The sequence below is a fragment of the Dyella humicola genome (assembly GCF_026283945.1).
Taxonomy (GTDB): domain Bacteria; phylum Pseudomonadota; class Gammaproteobacteria; order Xanthomonadales; family Rhodanobacteraceae; genus Dyella; species Dyella humicola.
In genome coordinates, this window is record NZ_JAPDPC010000001.1 from 2,784,912 (window position 1) to 2,805,430 (window position 20,519).

19 protein-coding genes are annotated in these 20,519 nt (G+C 63.6%); 12 read left to right on the forward strand and 7 right to left on the reverse strand.

All coding sequences use genetic code 11. From position 1 onward, the window contains the following. Window positions 1–63: 63 nt before the first annotated feature. The 3 genes from OUZ30_RS12385 to OUZ30_RS12395 form a co-directional block, all read right to left on the reverse strand. Window positions 64–2,328 carry a heavy metal translocating P-type ATPase gene (locus OUZ30_RS12385; protein ID WP_425601520.1) on the reverse strand — a complete coding sequence of 755 codons (2,265 nt, stop codon included), beginning with the start codon at window positions 2,326–2,328 and terminating at the stop codon, window positions 64–66. A gap of 161 nt (window positions 2,329–2,489) precedes the next feature. Continuing rightward, a complete protein-coding gene (locus OUZ30_RS12390; protein ID WP_266182618.1) occupies window positions 2,490–2,915 on the reverse strand; it encodes a MerR family transcriptional regulator in 426 nt (141 codons plus the stop codon). A 177-nt stretch (window positions 2,916–3,092) separates the two neighbouring features. Further along, window positions 3,093–3,566, reverse strand: coding sequence for an Lrp/AsnC family transcriptional regulator (locus OUZ30_RS12395; RefSeq protein WP_266182619.1), 474 nt, complete (start codon window positions 3,564–3,566; stop codon window positions 3,093–3,095). Window positions 3,567–3,727: 161 nt separating this feature from the next. On the opposite strand from OUZ30_RS12395, the gene ald reads away from it, so the two are divergent. From ald to OUZ30_RS12415, 4 genes are all read left to right on the forward strand, one after another. Continuing rightward, window positions 3,728–4,846, forward strand: a complete 1,119-nt coding sequence (gene ald / locus OUZ30_RS12400) for an alanine dehydrogenase (protein ID WP_266182620.1) — start codon at window positions 3,728–3,730, stop codon at window positions 4,844–4,846. Between the two features lie 464 nt (window positions 4,847–5,310). Further along, window positions 5,311–5,688, forward strand: a complete 378-nt coding sequence (locus OUZ30_RS12405) for a cupin domain-containing protein (protein ID WP_266182621.1) — start codon at window positions 5,311–5,313, stop codon at window positions 5,686–5,688. A gap of 287 nt (window positions 5,689–5,975) precedes the next feature. Further along, entirely contained in the window at window positions 5,976–7,064 is a 1,089-nt protein-coding gene (locus OUZ30_RS12410; protein ID WP_266182622.1) for a catalase family peroxidase, read from the forward strand. Continuing rightward, window positions 7,064–7,684 (forward strand): cytochrome b, encoded by a 621-nt coding sequence (locus OUZ30_RS12415; RefSeq protein WP_266182623.1) that lies wholly within the window; start codon window positions 7,064–7,066, stop codon window positions 7,682–7,684. The genes OUZ30_RS12410 and OUZ30_RS12415 overlap by 1 nt, the downstream gene beginning before the upstream one ends. Here the strand turns inward: OUZ30_RS12415 and OUZ30_RS12420 are convergent, their stop codons facing one another. Both OUZ30_RS12420 and OUZ30_RS12425 read right to left on the reverse strand, forming a co-directional pair. Beyond that, window positions 7,685–8,170, reverse strand: coding sequence for a DUF6496 domain-containing protein (locus OUZ30_RS12420; RefSeq protein ID WP_266182624.1), 486 nt, complete (start codon window positions 8,168–8,170; stop codon window positions 7,685–7,687). 91 nt (window positions 8,171–8,261) lie between these two features. After that, entirely contained in the window at window positions 8,262–10,118 is a 1,857-nt protein-coding gene (locus tag OUZ30_RS12425; RefSeq protein WP_266183168.1) for an ABC transporter ATP-binding protein, read from the reverse strand. A 201-nt stretch (window positions 10,119–10,319) separates the two neighbouring features. Between OUZ30_RS12425 and OUZ30_RS12430 the strand changes: the two genes are divergently transcribed. Continuing rightward, window positions 10,320–10,955 carry a PadR family transcriptional regulator gene (locus OUZ30_RS12430; RefSeq protein ID WP_266182625.1) on the forward strand — a complete coding sequence of 212 codons (636 nt, stop codon included), beginning with the start codon at window positions 10,320–10,322 and terminating at the stop codon, window positions 10,953–10,955. Window positions 10,956–11,053: 98 nt separating this feature from the next. Here the strand turns inward: OUZ30_RS12430 and nfi are convergent, their stop codons facing one another. Continuing rightward, complete coding sequence (nfi, locus tag OUZ30_RS12435) at window positions 11,054–11,740, reverse strand: deoxyribonuclease V (RefSeq protein WP_266182626.1); 687 nt, start codon at window positions 11,738–11,740, stop codon at window positions 11,054–11,056. A gap of 96 nt (window positions 11,741–11,836) precedes the next feature. Here nfi and OUZ30_RS12440 point away from each other — a divergent pair, with 96 nt between their 5' ends. From OUZ30_RS12440 to OUZ30_RS12450, 3 genes are all read left to right on the forward strand, one after another. Then, window positions 11,837–14,272, forward strand: coding sequence for a DUF3772 domain-containing protein (locus OUZ30_RS12440; RefSeq protein WP_266182627.1), 2,436 nt, complete (start codon window positions 11,837–11,839; stop codon window positions 14,270–14,272). Between the two features lie 49 nt (window positions 14,273–14,321). Then, window positions 14,322–15,137 carry a helix-turn-helix domain-containing protein gene (locus OUZ30_RS12445; RefSeq protein ID WP_266182628.1) on the forward strand — a complete coding sequence of 272 codons (816 nt, stop codon included), beginning with the start codon at window positions 14,322–14,324 and terminating at the stop codon, window positions 15,135–15,137. A 137-nt stretch (window positions 15,138–15,274) separates the two neighbouring features. Beyond that, window positions 15,275–15,703 carry a VOC family protein gene (locus OUZ30_RS12450; protein ID WP_266182629.1) on the forward strand — a complete coding sequence of 143 codons (429 nt, stop codon included), beginning with the start codon at window positions 15,275–15,277 and terminating at the stop codon, window positions 15,701–15,703. Window positions 15,704–15,855: 152 nt separating this feature from the next. On the opposite strand, the gene OUZ30_RS12455 is transcribed toward OUZ30_RS12450, so the two are convergent. Continuing rightward, window positions 15,856–16,212, reverse strand: a complete 357-nt coding sequence (locus OUZ30_RS12455) for a winged helix-turn-helix transcriptional regulator (RefSeq protein WP_266182630.1) — start codon at window positions 16,210–16,212, stop codon at window positions 15,856–15,858. A 133-nt stretch (window positions 16,213–16,345) separates the two neighbouring features. On the opposite strand from OUZ30_RS12455, the gene OUZ30_RS12460 reads away from it, so the two are divergent. The 4 genes from OUZ30_RS12460 to OUZ30_RS12475 all read left to right on the forward strand — a co-directional run bounded on the left by OUZ30_RS12460 (window position 16,346) and on the right by OUZ30_RS12475 (window position 20,514). Continuing rightward, a complete protein-coding gene (locus tag OUZ30_RS12460) occupies window positions 16,346–16,657 on the forward strand; it encodes a putative quinol monooxygenase (RefSeq protein ID WP_266182631.1) in 312 nt (103 codons plus the stop codon). A 139-nt stretch (window positions 16,658–16,796) separates the two neighbouring features. Further along, window positions 16,797–18,725, forward strand: a complete 1,929-nt coding sequence (locus tag OUZ30_RS12465) for a CocE/NonD family hydrolase (protein WP_266182632.1) — start codon at window positions 16,797–16,799, stop codon at window positions 18,723–18,725. Between the two features lie 135 nt (window positions 18,726–18,860). Next, window positions 18,861–19,535, forward strand: a complete 675-nt coding sequence (locus tag OUZ30_RS12470) for a TetR/AcrR family transcriptional regulator (RefSeq protein ID WP_266182633.1) — start codon at window positions 18,861–18,863, stop codon at window positions 19,533–19,535. Continuing rightward, window positions 19,525–20,514: an HlyD family secretion protein gene (locus OUZ30_RS12475; RefSeq protein ID WP_266182634.1), complete on the forward strand. Its 990-nt coding sequence runs from the start codon at window positions 19,525–19,527 to the stop codon at window positions 20,512–20,514. The genes OUZ30_RS12470 and OUZ30_RS12475 overlap by 11 nt, the downstream gene beginning before the upstream one ends. The last annotated feature ends 5 nt before the right edge of the window (window positions 20,515–20,519 follow it).

Genomic DNA, 20,519 nt, shown 5'->3' on the forward strand with positions numbered 1-20,519 from the left:
AATCATCGGCTTCGCCCGTTACGCGCGGCAGGGAAACCCGTCAGTCATTGCGGGTGACAATCATCACAACGACACACGGCGCAGCCGCAAGGCGTTCCCCACCACCGACACGGACGACAGGCTCATCGCCAGCGCCGCCACCATCGGCGACAGCATCACGCCCAGCAGCGGATACAGTAGGCCCGCAGCCAGCGGCACGCCCACCGCGTTGTAGATAAAGGCAAAGAACAAGTTCTGACGGATATTGCGCACCGTCGCCTGCGACAGCGCGCGGGCCCGCACGATGGCCGTGAGCTCGCCCTTCACCAGGGTCACCTGGGCGCTTTCCATCGCGACATCGGTGCCGCTACCCATCGCGATACCAACATCGGCGGCGGCCAGTGCCGGTGCGTCGTTGATGCCGTCGCCGGCCATCGCCACGCGCTTCCCCTCCGCACGCAGGCGCTGGACCACCGCGGCCTTGTCGACGGGCGACACATCCGCATGCACTTCGTCGATACCCAGCGCGCTCGCCACGGCATTGGCCGTGATGGCGTTGTCACCAGTAAGCATCACCACGCGCAGGCCGGCCGCATGCAGGTCGCGGATCGCCTGCGGCGTGCTTGGCTTGATGCGATCGGCGACGGCGATCAGCCCCGCCAGCTCACCGTCGACGACCACATACATGACGGTGGCGGCTTCGGCTCGGAATACATCAGCGCGCGTGCGCGCCGTGTCATCGAGCTGGACGCCGATGTTCGAAAGCAGGCGCAGATTGCCCAAGGCTACAGCATGACCTTGCACGTCGCCTTCCACACCAGCGCCGGTCAGCGTGCGGAAGTGGGATACGCCCGGCACGGTGACGCCAGCCGCTTCCGCGCCCGCAAGGATGGCGCGTGCCAGCGGATGCTCGCTGGGTTTCTCCAGCGCCGCCGCCATCGCCAGCAGTGCTTCGCTCGCATGGGCGCCCAGGCTGACGACCTCGGTCAGCGCTGGCCGGCCTTCGGTCAGCGTCCCGGTCTTGTCCACCACCAAGGTGTCGATCCCGCGCAGGGATTCGATGGCGACCGCATCGCGGAACAACACGCCGTTCTGCGCCGCGCGACCGCTGGCTACCATGATCGAGATTGGCGTGGCCAAACCCAGCGCGCAGGGACAGGCGATGATCAGCACGGACACGGCGGCAATCAATGCATGGGCCAGACGCGGATCCGGTCCCAGCATCGCCCAGCCCGCAAACGCCAACGCGGCGACCGCCACCACCGCCGGTACGAACCATGCCGCCACCCGATCGGCCACGCGCTGCAGCGGCGCCTTGCTGCGTTGGGCTTGTGCCACCAGCGCCACGATCTGCGCCAGCATGGTTTCTGCACCCACCCATTCCGCACGCATCAACAGCGCGCCATCCTGGTTGATGGTGCCGCCCGTGAGGCGCTCGCCTTTGGCCTTGGTCACCGGCAACGGTTCACCGGTGAGCATGGATTCATCGACATGACTGCTGCCGTCGAGCACCACACCATCAACCGGCACTTTCTCGCCGGGACGAACACGCAGCGTGTCACCGACATGCACATCGTCCAGCGGCACATCGTGCTCCCGGTCGTCGGCGTCGACCCGGCGCGCCGTTTTCGGCGCCAGCCCCAACAAGCCCTTGAGCGCTTCGCCGGTGCGACGCCGCGCGCGCAACTCCAGGAAATCACCCAGGGTGACCAGGGTGACAATGACCGCCGCTGACTCAAAGTACACGCCCACGCGACCATGCATATCGCGGAAGCCTGCGGGGAACAACGACGGTGCGAGCAAGGCGACCGCGCTATACAACCAGGCCACGCCCGTGCCGAGCGCAATGAGCGTGTACATGTTCGGTGACCATGGCTTGAGCGAATGCCAGCCGCGCTCGAAAAACGGTGCGCCACCCCACAGCACCACGGCGCTAGCCAGTAACGCTTCAAGCCACGCAGCGGTACCGCCCCAGGGGGCCGGCCAATGCCAACCGAATAGATGCGGCCCCATCGCCAGCAGGAACACCGGCAGCGTGAGCGCGGCCAGCGTCCAGAATCGGCGCGACATGGCACGGAACTCGTGGCCATCGTCGTCGTCCAAGCTTGGCATCATCGGCTCCAACGCCATGCCGCATTTCGGGCAATGGCCAGGACCGACCTGCTGTACCTCCGGATGCATGGGACAGGTATAGATGGCGCCAGCGACGACTGGCGCCGACGCAGGGCTTTCCTTTAGGTAACGCTTTGGATCGGCAACGAACTTTTCGCGGCAGCGCTGGGCACAGAAGTGATACGTCAAGCCGCCATGCTCGGCGTGATGCGGCGTAGTGCGCGGATCCACGCTCATGCCGCGGACCGGATCCTTTTCCGTGTGCGCCGCGTGATCGTGATGCACGTGTTGATGGTGTTCGTGCGTGGTGGACGAAGCTGCGCCACCGCTACAGCATGATGTCTCTGCCGGTTCGACCGCCCCCGCCTTCGCGCCACGACATCCTTGCTGGCTGGCGCTCATGCCTCGCCCTCCTCGTCAGCCAGCGCGCGCAGGATCGGGCATTGATCCGGCGAACCGTGACCGGGACAGGCGTCGACCAGTTGCTCCAGCCCATCGCGCACGCGGGTCAGTTCGGCAATGCGCGCGTCGATCGCTGCGAGGCGCTCCTGCGCGCGCTTCTTCACCGCCTTTACGCCACGCTGCCGGTCGGCAGACAGGGCGAGCAGGTCGCGAATCTCCTCCAGGGTGAAGCCAAGATCCTTGGCCCGCCGGATAAAGCGAAGCTGCCGTACGGCGCTGACGTCGTAGCTGCGATAGCCCGACGCACGCCGCAGCGGCTCGGGCAACAATCCTTCGCGCTCGTAATAACGAATGGTGTCGATCGCCACGCCGACGCGCTTGGCGACGGCCCCGATGGTCATGGGTGTGCTTTGAGTGTCCATAGGGCAAGTCTAGACCTTTGATCTAGGTCCAGAGTCAAGCCATAACTTTGCTACAGGAACGGTCAGCTCATTCCTGCTCGACAAACTTGGGTAGCCCTGTCGCTGATGCTTGCTCGAACATCCCCTCTCGAGTCGTTCGAGTGGCTTGGAGAGGACGCTGAGGATCGATTAGCAACTTCACACCGGCAGCGCCGTCGTCTTCATGACGGTGCGCAGCGCCAGCGTCGACTGCACGCGCACCACGCCCGGAAGCTGGGTGAGGATTTCCGTATGGATCCGCTCGAAATCCGCTGCGTCTGCATAGACCACGCGCACCATGTAGTCGGCGACACCGGCCAGCAGGCAACACTCGGTGACTTCGGGGTGATCCTGGATCGCTGACTCGAACGTATCGAGCGCCGCGCGCCCCTGCTGGTCGAGCGTGATCAGCACAAAAGCCGTGCCCGGAAGCCCGGCGATTTTTTCGTCCACCAGCATCACGTAGCGCGAAATGACGCCGCGCTCTTCGAGCAATTTCACGCGGCGTAGGCAAGCCGAGGGGGATAGATTGATCTGGTGGGCGAGCTCCAGATTGGTCAATCGGCCGTCCTGCTGGAGCAGCTGAAGAATCGCCCTGTCGCGGTCGTCGAGGGCCGAATCATTGATTGGCATAACATTCCAATAATTACTATAAAAATAGAATTTAGCACCACGCGATCGCTGTAAATCAAGCCAAATGAGCGAGTAATTGCTTGATACCTAGATCATACTGCCGCCCTGGCTCTTGCTGCTAAACGCAGCCCTCCCATCATCCCTAGCGAGAGAAGCAAGTCATGCGCATCGGTGTGCCCAAAGAAATCAAGAACCACGAATATCGCGTGGGCCTCGTCCCGTCGTCCGTGCAGGAACTGGTGCATAACGGCCATCAGGTGATGGTGCAGGCAGGCGCAGGTCTTGGCGCGGGAATTACCGACGCCGACTACGTCGCCGCCGGCGCCACCATGGTCGAGGGTGCCGACCAGATCTTCGCCGAAGCGGAAATGATCGTGAAGGTGAAAGAGCCGCTGGCGGTTGAGCGCAAGAAGCTCCACAAGGGCCAGATCCTGTTTACCTATCTGCATCTCGCCCCCGATGCGGAACAGACCCATGACCTGATCGCCTCCGGCGCCGTATGCATTGCGTACGAAACGGTGACGGCCGCCAATGGCTCGCTGCCGCTGCTGACCCCGATGTCCGAGGTTGCCGGCCGTCTCGCCCCTCAGGTCGGCGCGCATGCGCTGGAGAAGGCGCAAGGCGGACGCGGCGTGCTGCTCGGTGGCGTTCCCGGCGTGCCCGCGGCTGAAGTGGTCATCCTGGGCGGCGGCGTGTCCGGCACCCACGCGGCAACCATCGCCGTGGGCATGGGCGCCAAGGTGACCGTGGTCGATCGTTCGGCCGATGCGCTCAAGCGTCTGGCCACGCAGTTCAGCACCTCGATCTCCACCGTGTTCTCCACCCGCTCGGCCATCGAGGAACTGGTGCGTCGCGCCGACCTGCTGATTGGCACGGTGCTGGTGCCGGGCGCCGCAGCGCCCAAGCTGGTGACGCATGACATGGTGCGCACGATGAAGGCCGGCTCGGTCATCGTCGACGTCGCCATCGACCAGGGCGGCTGCGTGGAGACCTCGCATGCCACCACCCATTCCGACCCCACCTACGTGGTGGACGGCGTGGTGCACTACTGCGTCGCCAACATGCCGGGTGCGGTCGCTCGCACTTCGACCTTCGCGCTCAACAGCGTGACCCTGCCCTTCACGCTCGCCCTGGCCAACAACGGCTGGAAGAAGGCGCTGGCGCAAGATGCCCATCTGCGTAACGGCCTCAACGTGTCCGAAGGCCAGGTGACCTGTGAGCCGGTCGCCCAGGCACACGGCCTGCCGTACGTGAAGGCGGAAACCGCGATCGGCCTGTAAGGCCTCGCAAGCATGGCCTTCCTGTGCGTTGCCGCAGGGAGGCCATGGCGCCGCTCTATGCCCGGTCATTGAGTGGCGCCTCTCGCGGGTGTACTCCGCCCCCATTCGTCGTCCCCCAAAGCCAAAGCGGCGCCTGCTGCCAGCGCTTCCTTTTGCATGATTGACGCCCCCCTTATGAGCGCGTAGCGTCCGCCGGGCGTCCGGGCTGGCTCGTCTGGCGCATCGGCATCTCTCCTTCGATAAAGCACGCATGCTGTGCAAGCCTCCGCCCGGGCACCCGCGTAGCCGTCGAAGTTCGTGTATGCGCGGTGCCGGCTGCGCTCCTGACGCTCATCACAGCCCTCTCTAAAATGGCGGAAAGAAGTCTGCCGCCTGCACCAGGACACCCGGTGAATCGGGCACTGATCGCGTGATCAGCCGTCAAGGACCCTCGACGACCTCAGCAATGATGTGGAGGACGTGTCATGGCAGTCGTAAACCGTCGTTATGTGCAATCGGTGTTGGTCGCTCTCGTCTATGCCTGCGCCGGAGCCGTCATGGCCCAGGACATGGCAGCCGTGTCACCAAGCACGACCAAGGTACTGATCGACAAACCGGACGTGAGAGTGATGGAAGTGAACGTGAAGCCGGGTGAAGGCATCCCGATGCATTCCCATCCGGAGAACGTTGTGTACTTCGTTACCGGCGGAAAGATCAAAACCACGACATCCGATGGAAAAGTGACCGAGGTCACGCGCAAGCCGGGCGAAGTTATGTGGAGCGCCCCTATTACGCATAAGAACGAGAACGTGGGCACGACCGAGGAGAAGGTCATTGTGATCGAGCTTAAGTCTGCCAAATAGCCAGTCGCGCTCGACCCATGAAACGGCTCATCATGACGTTCGGTGGAAGCCACCCATGCCACTCCGTTGCATGGGTTTGGGTGACATCGGCCAAGCAAGGCTTGGCCGATGTCTACTGGCATACCCATACGTGCTGACGTTGCTCTTGAAACAAAGGGTCTCCCGATGCCTGGCAACCATGGGCAGGGGTTTCAAGCTCATGCACCGGCTTGTATCTACGTAACCGTTGAGTCCGATCAAACGAAGTCTGGAGATCACCCCTACGACTACCTGGCCGGGAGCGCCTCATGCCTGTTTCGTCCGACACGTCACCGCCGCCGCACCCGCTATTGCGCTGCAGTGTGATCGCCGTTGCTGTCACCGCCCTGGCTATCGCGTTTGCCTACGTCGCCGGCTGGCTCACGCCGCAGCGACTGACACCGCAGCGCATGGTCAGCGCCTTGCAGACCAACAGCGGCCTATATCCGGGATACCGCCGCAATCATGCCAAGGGCGTCTGCGTTGCCGGCTATTTCGAAGGCAATGGAGCGGCGTCCGCCTATTCCACGGCGTCCGTCTTCGAGAAGGCCAGAACGCCGGTGTTAGGCCGCTTTTCGATACCCGGCGGCAACCCTTATGCGCCGGACGGCAGCACGCCGGTTCGCGCCCTCGGGCTTCGCTTCAACCTGCCCAACGGCCAACAGTGGCGCACGGCCATGATCAACACCCCCGTGTTCATCGTTTCGACTCCCGAAGCATTCAACCAGCTGACCGTGGCGACTCGCCCTGATCCGGCTACCGGCAAACCCGACCCCGCACGCGCTGGCGCCTTCTTTGCGTCCCATCCTGAAACTGCAGCATTTCTCGGCTGGGCCAAGACCAACAAGCCTTCGGCAAGCTTTGCGACCGATCGCTACGACGCTCTCAACGCGTTCTATTTCGTCGACACCCACGGGCAACAACACCCCGTGCGCTGGCGCTTCGAGCCGGAGGCCAAGGACGAAGCCGGTGCAGGTCCGAAGGCCGACGACAACGATTATCTTTCGCAGGACTTGCGGCAACGCCTCGCGACCACACCGCAACGTTGGCGCTTGCTGGTGACGCTGGCCGCACCCGGCGACCCGACCAACGACCCCACCAAAGCGTGGCCTGCCGACCGCACGACCATCGATGCCGGCACCCTTGTCATCGAAAACGAACAAGCGCAGGACAACGCCCCCTGCCGCGACATCAACTTCGACCCCACCATCCTCCCTGCAGGCATCATCGTCTCCGATGATCCGTTGTTGCCGGCGCGTTCGGCCGCCTATGCGGATTCCTATCTGCGTCGCACCCGCGAAGAGGCGCACATCCCCGGCACAACCCCTGCCGCAACGCCCAAGCCGGAGACCAAGTGATGACTGCACCCAGGGCTTTCCATCCGCTTGCACGCCTGCTGCACTGGACCATGGCCGTGCTGGTCCTGGCGATGTTGTTCATCGGCGTGGGCATGGTCTCGACGGTATCGCCAAAGCATCAATGGCTGCTCGCCATCCACAAGCCACTCGGCATCACGATTCTGCTGCTGGTCGTGCTGCGCATCATCGTACGCCTGCGTTTCCGGCCACCGGCGCTACCCGCGGACATGCCTGCCTTGATGCAGTTTGCCGCACACGCGTCGCATTGGCTGCTGTATGCCTTGATGCTGGGCATGCCGCTGATCGGCTGGGCAATGCTTTCGGCTGGCGGCTACCCGGTCATGCTCGGAAGCTCGTGGCGCCTTCCGGCGATTCTCCCCGCAAGCCCCGTGCTTTTCGCCTGGCTGCGCGAGGCGCACCAATACCTCGCCTATCTCTTCTTCTTCACCATTCTTGGGCATATGGGGGCTGCGCTCTATCACGCACTGATCCGGCGCGATGATGTGTATCCCAGCATGACGACCGGGTTTCCAGCTTCCGTCGAGGCAGCGAAGAAGCCGCCAGAAAACATCGGGCCACCGCCCCCGGACGTCCTGCCTCCGTCGGATAACGCCGGTTGATCAGCGTTCGCGCGCACGCATGGCACGCGTGCGCGCGGCCCGGGTAGCCCCCGCTGAACGCCCGGCTGCGCCCTTGGCGTGTGAGGTTTTCTTCGTGGCGACCTTGCGTCCTGCCGAACCCTTGGCGGGCGCGGCCTTCCTGGCCGAGGCTGCGGCGCTACCCTCGCGTTTCAACGCATTGCCGGAGGCACGGCTACGCGTCGCCGAAGTGCTCGTCGCCGTTTTCTTCGCAACGGCTTTTTTGGCGACTGGTTTCTTGCGTGTGATCTTCTTGTTTGACGCAGCTTTCTTGGCTGGCACGTCGACACCGGCGCGACGCGCTTCGGACAAGCCGATGGCGATGGCTTGCTTGATGGAGCGCGGCCCATGCTCGCCTTCACCCATATGCTCGATTTCCTCACGCACGAATTCGCCGGCCTGCGTGCTGGCCGCTTTACCTTCGTGCTTGTCCTTGCGCGCACGAGCCAGGGCTTTCCCACGGGGCATCAGGCCGATCCAATGAAGGGAGGAGATAGCCATGCTGCAGGTTCGCCCGTGAAGTGCGGGGCAAAGAAAGCTCAAGATGCCGCAATGCTCTTCATGCGATGGCGCTGTCCTCGGCCGGATCTTCCGCGGCGACGAAGCCACCGGTCTGCCGCTGCCACAGTCGCGCATAAAGGCCGCCACGCGCGATCAGCTCCGCATGCGAGCCGGTCTCCACGATCTGGCCCTTGTCCATCACCACCAGGCGATCCATGCGTGCGATGGTGGAGAGACGATGGGCGATCGCGATCACGGTCTTGCCGCGCATCAGCAGGTCGAGACTTTCCTGGATCGCCGCTTCGGCTTCGGAATCCAGCGCCGAGGTAGCCTCATCGAGGATCAGGATCGGCGCGTCCTTCAGCAATACGCGCGCGATGGCGACGCGCTGGCGCTGGCCGCCGCTGAGCTTCACGCCACGCTCACCCACATGCGCGTCATAGCCGCTGCGACCCTCGCCATCGACCAGTTGCGGAATGAATTCGTCGGCGCGAGCGTTGCGTACTGCCTCGATCATCTGCGCCTCCGTGGCATCCGGGCGGCCATACAGCAGGTTGTCGCGCACGGATCGATGCAGCAACGAAGTGTCCTGGGTCACTACACCGATCTGCGCGCGCAGGCTTTCCTGGGTGACTTTCGCGATGTCCTGCCCGTCAATAAGGATGCGACCGCCCTCCAGGTCATATAGCCGCAAGAGCACATTCACCAGGGTTGACTTGCCGGCGCCGGAGGGGCCGATCACGCCGATTTTCTCGCCGCCACGCACCGAGAGATTCAATCCGGAGATCACGCCTCCCTTCTTGCCGTAGTGGAAGTGGATGTCCTCGAAGCGCGCTGCGCCTGCGGTCACCTCGAGTGGCATCGCGCCATCCTGGTCTTGTACCGCGCGCGGCTGGGAAATGGTTTCAATGCCGTCCTGCACCGTGCCCACGTTCTCGAAGATGCCGTTGACTACCCACATGATCCAGCCGGACATGTTGTTGATGCGGATGACCAGACCCGTGGACAGCGCAATCGCACCCACGGTCACCTTGCCCTGGCTCCATAGCCAGATCGCCAGCGCTGAGGTGCCGACGATAAGAAAACCGTTGATGGTGGTGATGGAGGCGTCCATCGCCGTGGTGAGACGCGTCATCGAACGCATGCGTTTGATCTGCTCGCCCATGGCATCGGCCACATAGGCTTCCTCGCGCTGGGTATGCGCAAACAGCTTGAGCGTGAGGATATTGCTGTAACCATCGACGATGCGGCCCATCAGGCGCGAGCGCGCCTCGGATTGCCGCCACGAACGCTCCTTGGTGCGCGGCACGAAGTACGCCAGCGTGAGCACATAGGCCACCAGCCACAGCACCAGCGGTGCGGCCAGCCAGAAGTCCGCCCTCGCGAACATCACGATGGCGCTGCCGGTATAGATGGCGACGTACCAGATGGCATCGACGATCTGCACGGCTGATTCGCGCAGCGCACCGGAGGTCTGCATGATGCGGTTGGCGATGCGGCCGGCGTAGTCGTTCTGGAAGAAGCCCAGGCTTTGCCGGATCACATAGCGATGATTCTGCCAGCGGATGCGGTTGGTGAGGTTCGGCACGATGGCCTGGTTCACCAGCAGGTCGTGCAGGCCGATCAGCACAGGCCGCGCGATCAGCGCCACGAAACCCATCCATAGCAACTCGTGGCCATGCTGATGGAAGAAGTCTGCCGTCGGCGCGCCCTTGGCCATGTCCACGATGCTGCCGATAAAGCCGAACAGCGACACCTCGACGATGGCCACACCGAAGCCCACCACGATCGCGGCAGCGAACACGGGCCACACCTGGCGCAGGTAGAACACATAGAAGCGCCACACCGATTCGGGCGGCATGCCGTCGACAGGCTCCTTGAAAGCGTCGATCAGCGATTCAAACCAGCGGAACACCATGGGGGATCGTCCTTGGGGCATGCGATGGGCTACTTACTGCGTGAAGGCTCAGCGCCGCCGTTTCAAGCAAAAGCTAAAAAACGGGCTGACAGGCCTTGCGTTCCGGAAATTGTACGATATATCTTAAGACTGTTACTTAAGACTGTTACTTAAGACTGTTACTTAAGACTGTTACTTAAGACATATCGGAGTGCTCCCATGGGATTTCGTCATTTATTTGATCGACACCACCATCATCACCATCACGAAGGCCGTGACGCCTGGGCTCGCGAGGCCATGGGCATGGGTCGCGGACGTGGCTTCGGACGTGGCTTCGGCGACGATGAAAGCTTCGGCAGCCGGGACGGCATGGGCGGGCGTTTCCGCGGCGGCCGTGTGTTCGGCCACGGCGACCTCAAGCTGATCCTGCTGGCGCTGATCGCCGAGCAGCCACGCCACGGTTACGAGCTGATCCGCACCATCGAGGAGATGTTCGATGGTGCCTACGCCCCCAGCCCGGGCGCGGTGTACCCGACCCTCACGCTGCTCGAAGAGATGGGCCATGCCAGCGTGGAAATCGGCGACGGCAAAAAGCTTTACGCCGTCACCGACCAAGGCAAGGCGTTTCTCGCGTCCAACAAGGACGCCGTCGATGCGGTGATGTCGCGCATGGAACAGACCGCCAAGATGTTCGCGCGGGCCGCGGCGCCCATGGCTTTGCGCGAGGCGATGCATAGCCTGAAACGTGCGCTCTTCATGCATGGCGGCCCCTGGAATGCGGGCGAAGTGAAGCGCGTGCTCGGCATCATCCAGAAGGCCGCCGATGACATCGCGCAGGGCAACAAGGATGCGTGATCAGGTGGGTGCAGCGGCGGCGCGACTGGCTGCCAGCCTCGGCCACTGTGATACCGATTAGCGCGATTCGTCCGTCGACCGACTAGGGCATGCCCACCCTAGCGGCGACGGTCGCGCCGCGAAGCCAGGCGGTCGGCCAGGCGCGTCGGTTCCGGCAACCGGTATTTCGTACAGCACGCCAGCACCAGGTCAGGCGCCGCCTGCATGCTTACCCTGTGCCCAGGCGAGATAATCAGCGGCCGTACCTTGTCCTTGCTACGAAGAACGCAACCGATCACGTCGCCCTTGTAGTGCAGCGCTACGCGGTCGCCTCGCAGCATGCCGACGTCCTCGTGGACACCGACCAGGATCGACTTGGCCACGCCAATGGTGGGCAAATCGGTCACCACGCCCAGATGTGCGGCGATGCCAAGGCGACGCGGATGTGCGATGCCGTGGCCGTCGACAAAGACCAGGTCAGGGGTTTCGGGCAACTGTTCCAGGGCCTCCAGCAAGGCGGGTAGCTCGCGGAACGAAAGCAGTCCTGGGATATACGGCATGCGCGTGGGCTGTCGTGCAATGACTTCCGCTAAAGGCGCCAGGGTCACTGCATCGAGCAGTACGGCAGCGGCACGTGTCACTGCACCGTCTTCCTCGAAGCCGACATCGACACCGGCAATGCGCCGCAGCGGCGGATGATCGTCGACCAGTCGCACCTTCGCGGCAAGCTCGGTCTGCAAGGCACGGGCCTTGGCTACGTTTCCGTCCCATGCGGGTACGGCGTCTGTCGGGAATGCGTTATTCATCGCGATAACGTGAATGAGGCTCGCTGAAGCTGCCGTCAAGGCATCCATTCATGTTCACGCATTGACCCATCCATGGCGCGCCGGGATCATGCCGGCATGCCTATCCTGCTTCGCTTCCTGCTGGTCCTTCTCTTCGCCTCCGGTGGCGTCGCCCCCGCATGGGCACAGGACGCCCAAAATACTGCCCAGATCCCGCAGGCCGCGGCCGTCAATCCCGATCAGCTCAGCACCCAGCTCGACCAGATCAAGCAAAGCATCACGGACCGGACCAAGCTCACGGATAGTCTGTTGACCGATGCCCGCGGCAAGGCGGCGGCCATCCAGCAGCAGGCGGACCAGCTGACCGCAAGCCTTACACCCCAGCGTGATGCGCTCCAGGCCAAGCTCGATGTGCTGGGCAAGCCACCGGAGAAAGGCGAGCCGGCCGAAACGCCCGAAGTCGCCAGCCAGCGTAAGCAACTCAACAAGGACAAGGCCGATCTGGCCGGCCAGATTACGCGCGCGAAGTCGCTGAGCCTGGAAAGCCAGCAACTGATCAACCAGATCGCCGCGCTGCGCCGGAACCTGTTCCAGGCGCAGATCAGCCAGCGCACGGCCTCACCGTTGAGCATGACGTTCTGGTCCCAGCTGGGCCAGAACCTGGCCGATGATCGCGCCAACCTCGCGGCACTCGGCACCACCTTGATCGGTGCGTTTGCGCAAGCCTGGCAGCCGCCCAACCGAACCCCGTTCATGCTGTGCCTGCTCGCTGCCGTCCTGCTTCTGGCGGGCGGACGACGCCTGCTGGAGCACCAGATACTCGACCTGGCCAGCAAGCACCTGCCAGCCGGGCACCTTCGCCGCAGCGCCATGGCCTTGCTGATCACGCTGGGCACGACGCTCACCTACGGCATTGCCGCGTGGCTGGTCTATCTGGCGGTGAACTGGAATGGCGTGTTCAACCAGGACCTGGACGATCTCGCTCGCCCCACCGTCCTGCTGATGTTCTTCGCTGCCACCTTGGCCGGACTGGGCCGCGCCTTGCTCAGCGTAAGACGCCCTTCGTGGCGATTGCCGCCCGTCTCGGACGACCTGGCTCGCCGTCTGTGGCCCTTCCCCACGCTGCTTGCGTACAGCACCCTGCTGCTGTTCGTGTTTGAACGCGTCAACAACGATATCGGCGCCAGCGTCGCCATGGCGGTGGCCTCCAACGCCTTCTTTGCCCTCTTGATCGGCGTCCTGTTCGCCGCCGCGCTGATACGCATGGGACGCGCTCGACGCGCCCTGGTCGCCGGCGGTGATACGCCCGCCAAGCGCCCGTTGTGGGTGGGCCTGTTGGTGGCGGCGGCGTTCGTAGGGACCTTGCTGATCTTCATCAGCGTAGCCACCGGCTATATCGCGCTGGCGTTCTTCGTGGCGCGCCAGATGATACGCGCCGGTTTTGTGATTGCCGCGCTCTATTTGTTGATGCATCTGATCAACGATGTATGCGAGACGCTACTCGCGCCTGATTCGCGCAGTGGCACGCGGATGCAGGATACGTTTGGCATTTCCCCGCCACGGCTGGAGCAAAGTGCCACCATCTTGTCGGGTGTAGCCCGAGCTTTCCTGCTGTTGCTGGCGCTGCCGCTCCTACTCGCGCCGGACAGCTCGGGCGTGTCCGACCTGCTGGATCGCGGCTCGCGCCTGTTTGCCGGCCGCACGCTGGGCTCACTGCCCATCGAGCCCGGCAATATCTTCAACGCGCTGATGGTGTTGCTGACCGGCGCCATCGTCGTTCGCATCATCAAGCGCTGGTTGGGCAAGCAACTGTTGCCCAAGACCTCGCTCGACGTCGGCATGCAGACGTCCATCGTCACGCTACTGGGTTACGTGGGCGGCATCCTGGTCTTCGTGCTGATGTTGGGTGCGCTGCAAGTGAACGTGCAGAGCATTGCCTGGGTGGCCAGCGCCCTGTCCGTCGGTATCGGTTTTGGCCTGCAGGCTATCGTGCAGAACTTCATCTCCGGCCTGATCCTGCTGGCCGAGCGTCCGGTGAAGGTCGGCGACTGGATCAGCATCACGGGCGTGGAAGGCGATGTTCGCCGCATCAACGTGCGCGCCACCGAAATCCAGCTCTCCGATCGCTCCACCATGATCGTGCCCAACTCGCAGCTGATTACGCAGAATGTCCGCAACGTGACCCTGGCCAATGCCCTGGGTCGCGTGCAGATACGCCTGCCGATGCCGATGAGTTCGGACGCCGCCAAGGTTCGACAGATCATCCTGGACATCCTGCGCAATCACCCGGCCACGCTGAATGCACCCTCGCCCAGCGTGCAGCTGGACAACGTCGACGGCGGCTCGATGATGTTCGTCTGTACGGCCTATGTGAGCAGCCCGCGCAATGCCGGCGATGTGAAGAGCGACGTACTGTTCGAAATCATCGATCGCCTGCACAAGGCCAATCAGCCGTTGACCACGCCGCAGGACATGGTGGTGCGCACCATGGCGCAGGAAAAGGCAGTCGAGGCCAATCCGCTCACCACGGTGGTGCCTGGCAACAAGACCTGACAGCGGCAGCACATCGGCCTAGACTCCGGCTATCGTCAGGAGTCCGTCGATGGGACACCACGTAGTCGCACCCGCGCCGCCGCTCGACGCCCTGGTTTCCCGCATTTGGGACTGGGCAATGCCACCTGCCGCGCATCACTACGAACGCGTGCTGCCAGTGCCCGGCGCGGCACTGATCATCAACCTCCACGAAGACGAAACGCGCATTTACTCCGATGACGCCGAACGCCGCTGCGTTCGTGCGCCCGCGTCAGTCATCGGTGGCCCATGTTTGCGCAGTCAGATCATCGACACCGCCGAGCAGGTTCGCGTTATGGGCGTGGTGTTCCACCCTGGCGGAGCACATGCGTTCACCGGTGAAGATCACGCCGTACTGTTGGAGCAAGACATCGGTCTTGAAGACATCTTTGGCAATAACGCACATCAGCTGCGCGAGCGCCTGCTGAATACAGCCGATGCCGGTCAGCGCCTGGTCGTACTCGAACAATGGCTGTTGGCGCGCATGAAACTGCCGCAACTGGCGCCCGAAGTATTCCACGCGCTCGGTGACATCGCCCGCCAACCCCAAGCCATCCGTATTGGTGAGCTGGTCCGCGACAGCGGACTTTCCGAGTATCGATTTGGACGGCTATTCAGACGCCAGGTGGGGATGGGACCGAAGCGCTACGCACGGCTGATGCGTTTTCGCGGCATCGTCGATGCGGTGTATCACCGTGCGTCGGTGGACTGGAGTGCGGTGGCGGTCGATGGTGGTTACGGCGACCAGGCACATATGGTGCGCGAGTTCCGCGATTTTTCAGGGATGACGCCGACGGCATTTATGGCTGCACGGGGACCGTATCCGAATCATGTGCCGTTGGAGTGATGTGGGGATTGTGGGCAAGGTATTGATGAGTGAAGGGGTTTGGCGACCCTTACCCCAAACACCTCACTAAGAAAATCGACAAGACACCCGGGCCCAAGGGAATAAGCTAACCCCATCCACTCCAAGGAGCACTCGCCATGGCCACCCAAACCACGATCGGCAGCACCATCATCCCCGGCCTTCGCTACCGCGACGCCCATGCCGCCATCGACTGGCTGTGCAAGGCATTTGGCTTCCAGAAGCACGCGGTCTATGACGACGATGAAGGTGGTGTGGCACATGCGCAACTCGTCTATGGCGGCGGCATGCTGATGTTGGGGTCGGTGCGCGACAACGAGTTTGGGCGCCGCATCGTGCAGCCGGATCAGGTGGGCGGCAGCGAAACACAATGTCCCTATGTGATCGTGCAGGACTGCAAGGGGCACTACGAACAGGCCAAGGCCGCCGGTGCGGTGATCGTCGACGAATACGCCGAGAAGGATTACGGCGGCGCCGGCTACAGCTGCCGGGATCCGGAAGGCCACCTGTGGTCATTCGGCAGCTATCAACCATGGTCCGAAGGGTGATGGCCGCGCCCTCCGCATAGCGAACGGTTAGGCCTCCGAGACCGTTACCAGAGGCAGGACAACGGCCCGGTCGACGCGCTGCAAATTGCCGTTGCGGGCACGGGTTTTCATGACGGACCGGCTCGTTGGGCCACCGATCTCCTATGCCTTTCCTACGCGCTGCGTTTCGCTTCTTGCGCGCCTGGGCAGACGCGTTCGCCGTGCAGCTTGCCCCAATCTGCCAGCGCATCGAGCGAAGGGCGCAAGGTGCCACCCAGCAGCGTGAGCGTGTAACCGGGAGGGAAGTCCATGCCGGTATGGTTGCGCATCACCATGCCATCACGTTGCAGGCGCGTCAGTTGCTGGCTGAGCACCTTGTGTGCGATGCCGGGTAAGGCGGCCTGCAGCTCGCTGAAGCGCTTCGCGCCGGAAGCCAACTCCCACAGGATGGCGGGTTTCCATTTGCCCATGATGGCCTGCAGGGCCAGTTCGACGGGGCAGCTATAGAACGAGTTTTCCATCTCGGTCATACGATGGCTCCTCAACATGGTCCGTCTGGTGATCCTCGAGTCGTGCGGGTTACCACCGGGTGCGTATCGCGCGATGCCTCATCGCGCCATGATCCGGCCAGTTCCCCCTGACCCCCGTTCCCTGGAGACCGCCATGATCGTCGAATACATCCGTTACAAATTGCCTGCAGCCGACGCCATCGCGTTCGAGATGGATTATGCACGCGCCGCCGCCTGCCTGGCAGCCAGCCCCTATTGCATGGGCTACGCGCTCGACCGCTGCGCGGAGGAACCGGGCAACTATGTGCTGCGCATCCGCTGGACCTCGGCCCAGGACCATCTCCAGGACTTTCGTCACAGCGAGCATTTTGGGCCTTTCCTGGCGGCCATCCGGGCCTATGTCCCGCAGATTGAGGAGATGCGCCACTACGAGCCGACGGGCGTCACTGGTGGCCGCGTCGACTGATTCGCCCTGAGAGCCTATGCAGGAAGTCATGGTGGGAGTCCCGCGGCCAGTCGCTTAAAGTCGACGGCTGCAACACCTCGGTCATCTTTCCCACCAGCCCGGGCCGGTCGTGGCAACGACTTGTCCGTCCGGAGGTTTCATGCGCATCCGCCGTACCCTGCTCGCCGTCACTGCCCTGGCCACCGCACTCGCGGCCGGCCTCGCTCTGGCCCAGACCGCACCACTGACGCCGGATATTCCGCAGGGCACGTTTGCTCCTTCGACGGCAGGCTACGACTACGTCAAGCGGGAAGTGATGATCCCGATGCGTGACGGCGTGAAGCTGCATACCGTCATCGTCATGCCCAAGGGCGCCAGGAACGCTCCCATCCTGCTCACGCGCACGCCCTATAACGCAGACGGACGCGCCGCGCGCTTCGAGTCGCCGCATATGAATGCCGAGCTGCCGCAGGGTGATGAGGTGTTCGTGCGTGGTGGCTATATCCGCGTGTTCCAGGACGTGCGCGGCAAGTACGGTTCCGAAGGCGAGTACGTGATGACGCGGCCGCTGCGCGGCCCACTCAACGCCAGCGAGGTCGACCACTGCACCGACGCCTACGACACCATCGACTGGCTGGTGAAGAACCTGCCCGAGTCCAATGGCAAGGTCGGCATGCTCGGCTCCTCGTACGAGGGATTTACCGTGGTGATGGCGCTGATCCATCCACATCCTGCGTTGAAGGTCGCGGCGCCGGAAAGCCCGATGGTGGACGGCTGGATGGGCGACGACTGGTTCCACTACGGCGCCTATCGCCAGACCAACTTCGACTACATCTACGGCCAGACCAAGCAGAAAGGCAAAGGCGACAGCGTGCCGCGGGCGGGCTACGACGACTACAGCAACTTCCTCGAAGCGGGCTCGGCGGGTGACTATGCCCGCGCCCACGGTTTCGAGCAGCTGCCGTACTGGCGCAAGCTCGACGAGCATCCCGCCTACGATGCGTTCTGGCAGAACCAGGCGTTGGACAAGATCATGGCCGAGCAGCCGCTGACCGTGCCGACGATGTGGTTGCAGGGCTTGTGGGACCAGGAAGACATGTGGGGTGCCATCCACAGCTACGAGGCGACCGAGCCCAAGGACAAGAACAACGACAAGAACTTCCTGGTCATGGGCCCGTGGCGCCACAGCCAGGTGAACTACGACGGCACCTCGCTGGGCCCGTTGCAATGGGAAGGCGACACCGCGCTGCAGTTCCGTCGCGACGTGCTCAAGCCGTTCTTCGATCAATACCTGGTGGACGGTGCGCCCCAGGCCAAGACGCCGCCCGTGCTGATCTACAACACCGGCGAAAACCGCTGGGACCGCTACAAGTCCTGGCCGCTCAGCTGCGACAAGGGTTGCCCCAACAAGCCGAAGTCGCTGTACCTCGGTGCCGGCGGCACGCTGTCGTTCAACGCCCCCGGCGGCGATGCGGCCAAGTTCGAAGAGTACGTGTCCGATCCGGCCAAGCCGGTGCCGTACCAGCCGCGCCCGGTGCACTTTGCCGATCACGACGCCTGGACGCGCTGGCTGGTGAACGACCAGCGCTTCGCCGATGGACGTCCTGACGTGATCACCTTTGTCACTGAACCGCTGACCGCGCCCATGCATATCGGCGGTGTGCCGCAGGTGAACCTCTATGCCTCCACCAGCGGCAGCGATAGCGACTGGGTGGTGAAGCTGATCGACGTGTATCCGGACACGGTGCCGTCGAAGCCGGAGATGGGCGGCTACGAACTGGCGGTGTCGATGGATATCTTCCGCGGCCGCTACCGCACCAGCTTCGAGCATCCGCAGGCGATCACGCCGGACCAGCCGCTGCTGTACACGTTTGGCCTGCCGACCACCAACCACGTGTTCCAGCCGGGCCACCGCATCATGGTGCAGGTGCAGTCCAGCCTGTTCCCGTTGTACGACCGCAATCCGCAGACCTTTGTGCCGAATATCTTCCAGGCCAAGCCTGCGGATTATCAGAAGGCCACGCAGCGCGTGTGGCACACGCCGGGCAATGCCAGCTTCATCAGCCTGCCGGTGGTACCGAACGGCTAAGACCCACGCCTCGACAGGCAGACCGCGATTCACCCAGCGGGCCGGCAGCGATGCCGGCCCGTCTTTGTTTCGACGCCAATGAGCTGCGCCAATTCGCCACTTGCAAGAAATTATACGCACGATTAATTTAACGGCATGAGCACCGATAAACCGCGGCGTAAAAGCCGGCGCGCCCCCGCGCGCGCGCCGGGTCGCCCGTTACTCGACAGCCCCGACCTGCGTCCGCACCTGATCGACGCAGCTCTGGGCTGCTTTGTCCGCGACGGCATTGCAGGCACCTCGCTGCGTAGCATTGCTGCCGATGCGGGGGTGACGCCAGCCCTGCTCAACTACTACTTCGGCAGCAAGCTGGCCCTGCGCGACGCCGTATTCGAAGAGCGCCTGATGCCGGCGGTGATCACCTTGCGCGGACACGTTGCCAGCGCAGGAGACGACGTCCAGGCCTTGGTGAGCAGCTTTGTGCGCGGCGTGTTCGGGCTGGTCGCCACGTATCCCTGGTTTCCCTCGCTGTGGGTGCGTGAAGTGCTGTGCGAAGGCGGTGCGCTGCGCGAGTTGCTGCTCTCCCGCATCGGCCCTGAACTGCCGCAGATGCTGGCAGCGCGCTTCGCCGATGCCCAACGACGTGGCCAGCTCAATGACCAGCTCGACCCGCGCCTGATGGTGGTGTCGCTTGTCGGCCTCACCTTGTTCCCCGCCGCCAGTGCACCGATCTGGCGGCAGCTCTTCCAGGCTGACCTGGGAGTCGATGTCATGGCCAGTCACGCGCTGGCATTACTCGGCCATGGACTGGATACCAAGCATGGAAGCTGATCGTCCCACTCATCTGCGACATCACGCGCGGCACTTCCTGCTGCCGGCCATGCTCCTGCTGGCCGCCTGCCAGCCCGCACCGCCACACGTATTGGGCACCATCGAGTTCGACCGCATCACCCTGCCCGCGCCCGCCGCCGAGCACATCGTGCAGATCGACGTGCGCGAGGGTCAGTTCGTGCCTGCCGGCAAGCGCATCATGCAACTGGAAACCACGCGCACGCGCGCCGCGCTGGAGTCGGCCCAGGCGGACCTGCGACAGCAAAAACAGGCGTTGCTCGAACTCCAGCATGGGCCCCGTGAGGAACAGATCCGTCAGGCGCGCGCCACCCTGGTTGGCGCACAGGCCCAGGCTCGCGATGCGAATACCTACTACCAGCGATTGTCCGCGCTGGCCAAGCAGCAGTTCGTGTCTGCCGCGGATCTCGACCGCGCCCGTGCTTCGTCCGGCAATGCCGATGCGGCGGTCAGCGCCGATCGCGCCGCACTCGATCAGCTGCTCAACGGTTCGCGCGCCGAGGACATTGCGCAAGCGCGTGCCTTGGTCGCCTCCGCGGAGGCGACCGCCAACTCGCGAGCTGTCGACCTGGAAAAGCTGGACCTGATCACCCCACGCAATGTGCGCGTGGACAGCCTGCCCTACAAGCTCGGCGACCAGGCCCAACCGGGCACGCCGCTGGTGATCCTGCTGGCCAGCGACACGCCTTATGCGCGCGTATACGTGCCGGCAGCGCTGCGTACTTCGGTAAAAGTGGGCGACCCGGCCGTGGTCACCTTGCAGGATGGCAAGCACAGGTTTCAAGGCACCGTGCGCATGATCCGCAGCGAACCCACGTTTACGCCGTACTACGCGCTCAGCGGCGACGACGCCACGCGGCTGAGCTATCTGGCGGAAATCGCGCTGGGACAGGACGCCAAGGACCTGCCCCAGGGTTTCCCTGTGTCGGCGGTGTTCCCCGGGAAGCAGGGGCATGACTGACTCGG